The sequence below is a fragment of the Gilliamella sp. Pas-s95 genome (assembly GCF_009795795.1).
Lineage (GTDB): Bacteria > Pseudomonadota > Gammaproteobacteria > Enterobacterales > Orbaceae > Gilliamella > Gilliamella bombicola.
Genome location: NZ_WTFC01000102.1, coordinates 1 through 341 on the forward strand (window position 1 = coordinate 1; position 341 = coordinate 341).

The following is a 341-nucleotide window of genomic DNA, read 5'->3' on the forward strand; positions in this document are numbered from 1 at the left end:
CTTTTAAAGCAAGGAAATGCTCATTAGCTGAGCAGTCAATTACAAAAAATATAAATAAAACAGAAATTTATTTGACAGGATAATCAAAATGCGCTATCATAATCGGCATCTGGCATCTGGCATCTGGCCTGCCAAACCTATGTCTTAAATCTACTGCAATTTCACCGTAGTCTAAATCAGACTCAATTCTCATTTTTATCATCGAAGTTACCGAAATCATCGAGCTTAGCGAACTCGCCAAGGCCGAAGCTTTTACCTTCCTTATCAAAGTCATCGTTGCTCTTTGCACCGTTGTTGCTATTGCCGTATTCGTTTGATTCACAGGCATTATCGGCTTATAC

Annotated in this window: 1 protein-coding gene; it reads right to left on the reverse strand. The window is 38.7% G+C overall.

What is annotated here, in order from left to right; translation table 11 throughout:
• Nucleotides 1-67: 67 nt before the first annotated feature.
• On the reverse strand, nt 68-341 hold a 274-nt coding region (locus tag GQ598_RS11170), incomplete at its 5' end, for a hypothetical protein (protein WP_237410363.1).